Source organism: Paenarthrobacter sp. 22069, from assembly GCF_052046035.1.
GTDB lineage: Bacteria > Actinomycetota > Actinomycetes > Actinomycetales > Micrococcaceae > Arthrobacter.
On record NZ_JBQEQF010000053.1, the window covers coordinates 1 to 5278 of the forward strand.

The 5278-nt window shown below is 64.7% G+C and carries 7 protein-coding genes; 1 reads left to right on the plus strand and 6 read right to left on the minus strand.

Annotation, left to right across the window (positions count from 1 at the left end):
- Nucleotides 1-21 precede the first annotated feature (21 nt).
- The 5 genes from ACTJK0_RS21280 to ACTJK0_RS21300 form a co-directional block, all read right to left on the minus strand.
- Nucleotides 22-369, minus strand: coding sequence for an RNA polymerase-binding protein RbpA (locus tag ACTJK0_RS21280; RefSeq protein ID WP_026266052.1), 348 nt, complete (start codon nt 367-369; stop codon nt 22-24).
- Nucleotides 370-634: 265 nt separating this feature from the next.
- Complete coding sequence (locus ACTJK0_RS21285) at nt 635-1579, minus strand: SPFH domain-containing protein (RefSeq protein ID WP_110542988.1); 945 nt, start codon at nt 1577-1579, stop codon at nt 635-637.
- A gap of 22 nt (nt 1580-1601) precedes the next feature.
- Nucleotides 1602-2075: an NfeD family protein gene (locus ACTJK0_RS21290; protein ID WP_440746539.1), complete on the minus strand. Its 474-nt coding sequence runs from the start codon at nt 2073-2075 to the stop codon at nt 1602-1604.
- A gap of 129 nt (nt 2076-2204) precedes the next feature.
- Nucleotides 2205-3083 (minus strand): putative RNA methyltransferase, encoded by an 879-nt coding sequence (locus tag ACTJK0_RS21295; RefSeq protein ID WP_440746536.1) that lies wholly within the window; start codon nt 3081-3083, stop codon nt 2205-2207.
- 58 nt (nt 3084-3141) lie between these two features.
- Nucleotides 3142-3822, minus strand: coding sequence for a peptide deformylase (locus ACTJK0_RS21300; RefSeq protein WP_440746537.1), 681 nt, complete (start codon nt 3820-3822; stop codon nt 3142-3144).
- 55 nt (nt 3823-3877) lie between these two features.
- On the opposite strand from ACTJK0_RS21300, the gene ACTJK0_RS21305 reads away from it, so the two are divergent.
- Complete coding sequence (locus ACTJK0_RS21305) at nt 3878-4291, plus strand: nuclear transport factor 2 family protein (RefSeq protein ID WP_440746538.1); 414 nt, start codon at nt 3878-3880, stop codon at nt 4289-4291.
- A 40-nt stretch (nt 4292-4331) separates the two neighbouring features.
- On the opposite strand, the gene ACTJK0_RS21310 is transcribed toward ACTJK0_RS21305, so the two are convergent.
- Nucleotides 4332-5229, minus strand: a protein-coding gene (locus ACTJK0_RS21310) for an IS5 family transposase (RefSeq protein WP_440744999.1) whose coding sequence is annotated in 2 segments (ribosomal slippage) — nt 4332-4877 and nt 4879-5229 — 897 coding nt in all. Because the reading frame shifts where the segments join, the coding sequence is not laid out codon by codon here.
- Nucleotides 5230-5278 lie beyond the last annotated feature (49 nt).

Consider the following 5278-nt stretch of genomic DNA (forward strand, 5'->3'; position numbering starts at 1 on the left):
GCCGCCCCTTTTCAGCTTGCCCTACGCCGAACGGCGCTCTCCGCGGCGTTCGCGCAGAATGGTGAGGCGGTCCTCGAGGATCTGTTCGAGTTCAGGCAGGGAACGGCGTTCCAGCAGCATGTCCCAGTGGGTGCGCACTGCCTTGTCGTTGCTCGTGTCCGGCTTCTCGCCGTCAACCAGGAGCGCCTCCTTGCCGGTCTTGGAGACCCACACCGGAGGAATTTCCGCCTCGGAAGAGAACGTGACGAAGACCTGCTCGCCATCCGCGCACCGGTACTCGACCCGCTGGCGCGGAGCCGGCTCAACTCCGGACTCGGTCTCCATGCTCTGCGCACCAAGGCGCATGCCCCGCAGGCTGCGATCGCTCATGTTTTCTCCCTCTGGTCGGTTCGCGGATGAAAACCCCGCGCCAGCCGGTAACGCCGTGGCGCCGCCGGACTACTGTGTGCACTGTGCTGCATCATTGGATTCAACGCATTGCGAAGCTTGGTTGTTCCAGCCGGTATACTCCTGCCGGACAAATACCCAATTATACGGGTGTTATCCCCAATGAACCAAAACAGGGAGGGTTCCGCGGCCGGACCCTCCCTGTCGACGTTGACTCCAGCTGCTCGAAGTCCAGCTGCTCGAAGTCCTACTGCTCGGTGCGCCCGGTGGGGGCATCCCCGAACAGTGCCCCGGCGGGGGAGTCGGGGCCGGCACCGCCCATGGCATTGCCGATTCCCTTTAATGCTTCGCCGACTTCACTGGGGATGATCCACAGCTTGTTGGCCGAACCTTCCGCCAGCTTGGGCAGGGTCTGCAGGTACTGGTAGGCCAGCAGCTTCTGGTCCGGGTTGCCTTTGTGGATGGCGTCGAAAACCTTCTGGATGGCCTGCGACTCGCCGTCGGCACGAAGGATGGCAGCCTTGGCCTCACCCTCGGCCTTGAGGATGGCTGCCTGCCGTTGGCCCTCAGCGGTGAGAATTGCCGACTGCTTGGTTCCCTCAGCGGTCAGGATGGCTGCGCGGCGGTCGCGTTCGGCGCGCATCTGCTTCTCCATGGAGTCCTGGATGGAGTGCGGTGGATCGATGGCCTTCAGTTCCACCCGGGAGACGCGGATACCCCACCGGCCGGTGGCCTCATCGAGGACGCCGCGGAGTTGCCCGTTGATCTGGTCACGGGAGGTCAGTGCTTCCTCAAGGTTGAGTCCGCCCACCACGTTCCGGAGCGTGGTGGTGGTCAACTGCTCAACAGCCTGGATGTAGTTGGCGATCTCATAGGTGGCAGCGCGCGGGTCAGTCACCTGGAAGTAGACCACGGTGTCGATGGAGACCACGAGGTTGTCTTCGGTGATGACGGGTTGCGGCGGGAAGGACACCACCTGTTCGCGCAGGTCCAGGAGCGGCAGGAGCCGGTCCACGAACGGTATCAGGACCGTCAGTCCGGGGTTCAGCGTCCGCTGGTACTTGCCGAGCCGTTCAACGACGCCGGCGCGCGCCTGCGGGATGATCCGGACGGACCGGACCAGAACGATAATGACAAAGACGATCAGGACCACCAGCACAATGGCCAATGCGGTTCCTCCTGCGTTTTCCATACAACTCCTTGTTCCCCAATTGTCAGGCTGTATCTGGACCGGCGGCCGCCGCCGGCGGTACCGAAACAACTGCTGTTGCGCCATCGATGGCCGAAACGACCACCTTTTGGCCCGCGGGAAGAACTCCCGCTGCGGAGCGTGCGCTCCAAATATCGCCGCCGATTTTCACCAGGCCGCCGTCAGACGTCACGGCCTCCATGACCACGGCCTGCTCACCGATCAGCCGGTCCACGTTGGTGCGTTGCTCGGACGGGCTCTTCTTGAGGTGGGACAGGGCTACGGGCCGGACGAAGGCCACCATGAGGAGGGACACGATGCAGAAGACGACTACCTGGAGCCAGGGCTCGGCGCCGGCGAAATCGGCCACGAGCGCGGCAAGGGCGCCGCCGCCGAGCATAATGAAGAAGAGGTCGAGGGTGATCATCTCGACCACAGCAAACGCCAGGAAAGCCGTAAGCCACAGCGCCCACCAGTTTCCGCCAAGCCATTCGAACATCCGTTTTTCCCCCTTGGTCACGGCGGAGCCGCCTTTACGGATCCGCCAGTAACTGTCTTTTCATCCTAGTCCGGGGGCTTTCGGTGTGGGTGGGTTCGGACCTGCCGCCGGGGGATAGTGGCCAAGTCGTTACGCCGCCCCGCGGGTCCTGCGCCTGAACACGAAAAGCCGGAACTTCGCGTCAGCCGTCAGCGGTTCGGGGGAGTTTTCGAGCCGGGCGGCGAGCTGGGCCGGATCGAGGTGGTGGCCGGCTGGTCCCATGAATGCAAGGTCGGCGGCGGCGGCGCGGGTCAGCTCCAGCGGGATGTCGACGTCATGGAAGCCTTCGGGCTCGAAATTTCCTGCCAACGCCTCGTTGAGGCGCTCGTCCTTTCCTTCTTCAATGCCAAGCATTCCGGTGATGGCAGCGACGTCCCCCAGGTGGCCGCTTCGCGGTGTCACGACAGCGAGGATGCCCTCGGGGCGCAGCACCCGGGCGAATTCTGCGGGGTTCCGGGGGGCAAACACTACGGTCACAGCATCCACCGAAATGCTTGCCACGGGAAACGGCTGCCAGATGTCCCAGACCAGGTTTAGCGCCTCCGGGTTGAGCCGGGCAGCACGGCGGAGGGCGAATTTGGAAATGTCCAGGCCGATGCCCGCAACCCGACGTCCTTGCGCCGCGGCGGCGTCGAGGATTTCCCGCAGGTAATGCCCCGTTCCCGTGCCGGAATCCAAGACCACTGCGCCTTTTTCAGGGAGGTGGGGAACGACGGCGCTGGCCACTTCCTGCGCCAGGGGCCGGTAGTGGCCCGACCCCAGGAAGTTCACGCGCGCCGCCACCATCGCTGCGCTGTCCGGTTCAAAGGACGTGCCCTTCCCTACGAGCAGGTTGAAATAGCCCTGCCGTGCGGCGTCGAAGTGGTGGCCGCTGGGGCACGCCAGCCGCGGCTGTGCGTTATCCGCTGCCAGGTGAACCAGGGGAAGGGAGCAGACTGGGCACACGAGGGGGAGATCCGCGGAAGGCATGGGAACCATATTATGGGCGCTGGCAGGCAACCACGGCGGCCTGGCCCGGGATTGGAAGTCAGCCAAGCGCGATTCCGGCGGGCCCGTCGTCGAACCCCAGGCCTTCCCGCGCCTTGCTGACACCGGCCTCCGCCCAATGCGCCGCATACTCAACGTTGCTGCTCAGTGAACGGAGCTGGGCACGGTCTATATACAGGATGCCGTTCAGATGGTCCGTTTCGTGCTGCACGATCCGCGCCTGCCAGCCGCTGAACTCGCGCCGCTCCGCGGTCCCGTCGGGTGCCAGGTATTCGAGCAAGACGGTGTCGGGCCGCGCCACCACTGCCTGCAGGCCGTTCAGGGAAAGGCATCCCTCGTAGAACGACGCAAGACCGGATCCCAGCTGCGTGTAGCGCGGGTTGAGGATAGCGAGAAAGTCCAGCGGTCTGCGGTTCCGCAGCGCCGCCGCGTCCGGGTCGACGTCGAATTTGTCCTCCAGCACAGCCAATTGCAGAGGGATGCCCAGTTGCGGGGCGGCGAGGCCCACACCGGGTGCCTCATGCATGACCTGGCGCATGACCCCGATCAGGCGCTCCAGCTGGTCTGCGGACAACTGCCCGTCGTATGCTGCGGCACGCTGGCGGAGGGCCGGATGGCCGGCCTGGACGATCGGCGGCAGGGACCCGGCGGCCAGGATCCGCTCCACGGTCGCACGGATTTCGTCGGCGCCGGCGGTCGTCGGCGGAACAGTCAGGGTCATGCAGACAGCCTAACGGCGCAGTGGCTTGCAGCACCGGTCGGATAAGGTTTGGCGCATGGCTGACGATTTTTCCCCGCCGGCGTCACCGCGGGAACACGTCCTTGAATTCATTCGGGTCCTCGAGGCGGGTGGAGGTGCGGCGGACATCAGGCCTTTCCTGTCCGAATCATTCGTGCTGACCGAGGCCCCGCACTTGTTGGCTCCCGACGGTTCCACCCGGACGCTGGCAGGGGTGCTGGCCGGCGCCGACCAGAGCCGCGAGGTGGTCGGGGACCAAAGGTTCACCATCCGCCGGACCACGTGCGAAGGCAACCGCGTCGCGGTGGAGGCGGACTGGTCGGCCACCGTCCTCATGGACCTGCGGTACTGGGACCGGGGCGAAACCATCAGGGCCCGGACGTCGTCGGTCTTTGAGGTGAGCGATGGCCTCATTGTGAGCCAGGACAGTTACGACTGCTACTTCCGCTAGCCCCGCATAGGCCGGTGGCGCGGGCGCCAGTGCACGGTGACTAGGGCGTGTCTCCTAAAGCTGTCAGCCAGATGCTGATTGCCCGGAGAACGGCTCCGCCGCGGTAGGTCAGGGCGAGTTTGTCGTAGCGGGTCGCCAGGGCACGCCATTGCTTGAAGATGTTGAAGTTCCGTTCGACGACGTTCCGGCCTTTGTAGTCCTCTTTGTCGAAGGCCGGAGGCCTGCCTCCGGTGGATCCTCGTCGCTTGCGGTGGCCGATCTGGTCGGATGGTTGCGGGATGACAGCGACGATGCCTCGATCCCGGAGCTGGGTTCGGATGGCCCTCGATGAGTAGGCCTTGTCTCCACGAACCCGGTCCGGGCGGGTACGTGGCCTGCCCGGACCGGCCCGGTTGACCTTCAACTGGTTCATCAGGTGGGCGAACATCGGCGCATCGCCGCCCTGTCCCGGCGCGACCAGCAGAACTAGGGGCCTGCCTTTGCCATCAACCAGGGCGTGGATCTTGGTACTCAGCCCGCCGCGCGACCGGCCAATGGCATGGTCGTCCGGTTCAGCACACAGATTCATGTAATTCGAGCCGGCCCCCTGTGGTGCGGGGAAGGTTCGTGCCGTGCTGGTGGGCACGGTTCACCGTCGAATCGACCGAGACCGACCAGTCCACTTCACCCTGAGAGTCCGCAACCGTCAGCAAAGCCGCCAGAATGCTGTCCCAAGTTCCGTCACCGCTATAGCGGCGGTGACGCTTCCAAATCGTCTGCCACGGACCGAACTCGCCAGGCACATCCCGCCACGCGATTCCGCACCGATACCGGTAAATGATGCCCTCGACCACCCGGCGGTCGTCCCGAAAAGGACGGCCCCGACGACCATCAGAGGACGGTAGCAACGGCTGGATGCGGGCCCACTGCCCATCAGTCAAAACAGAAGTACGAGACACTCATCAAGCATCCCGGCTTAACCAACCCGGGTTTAGGAGACACGCCCTA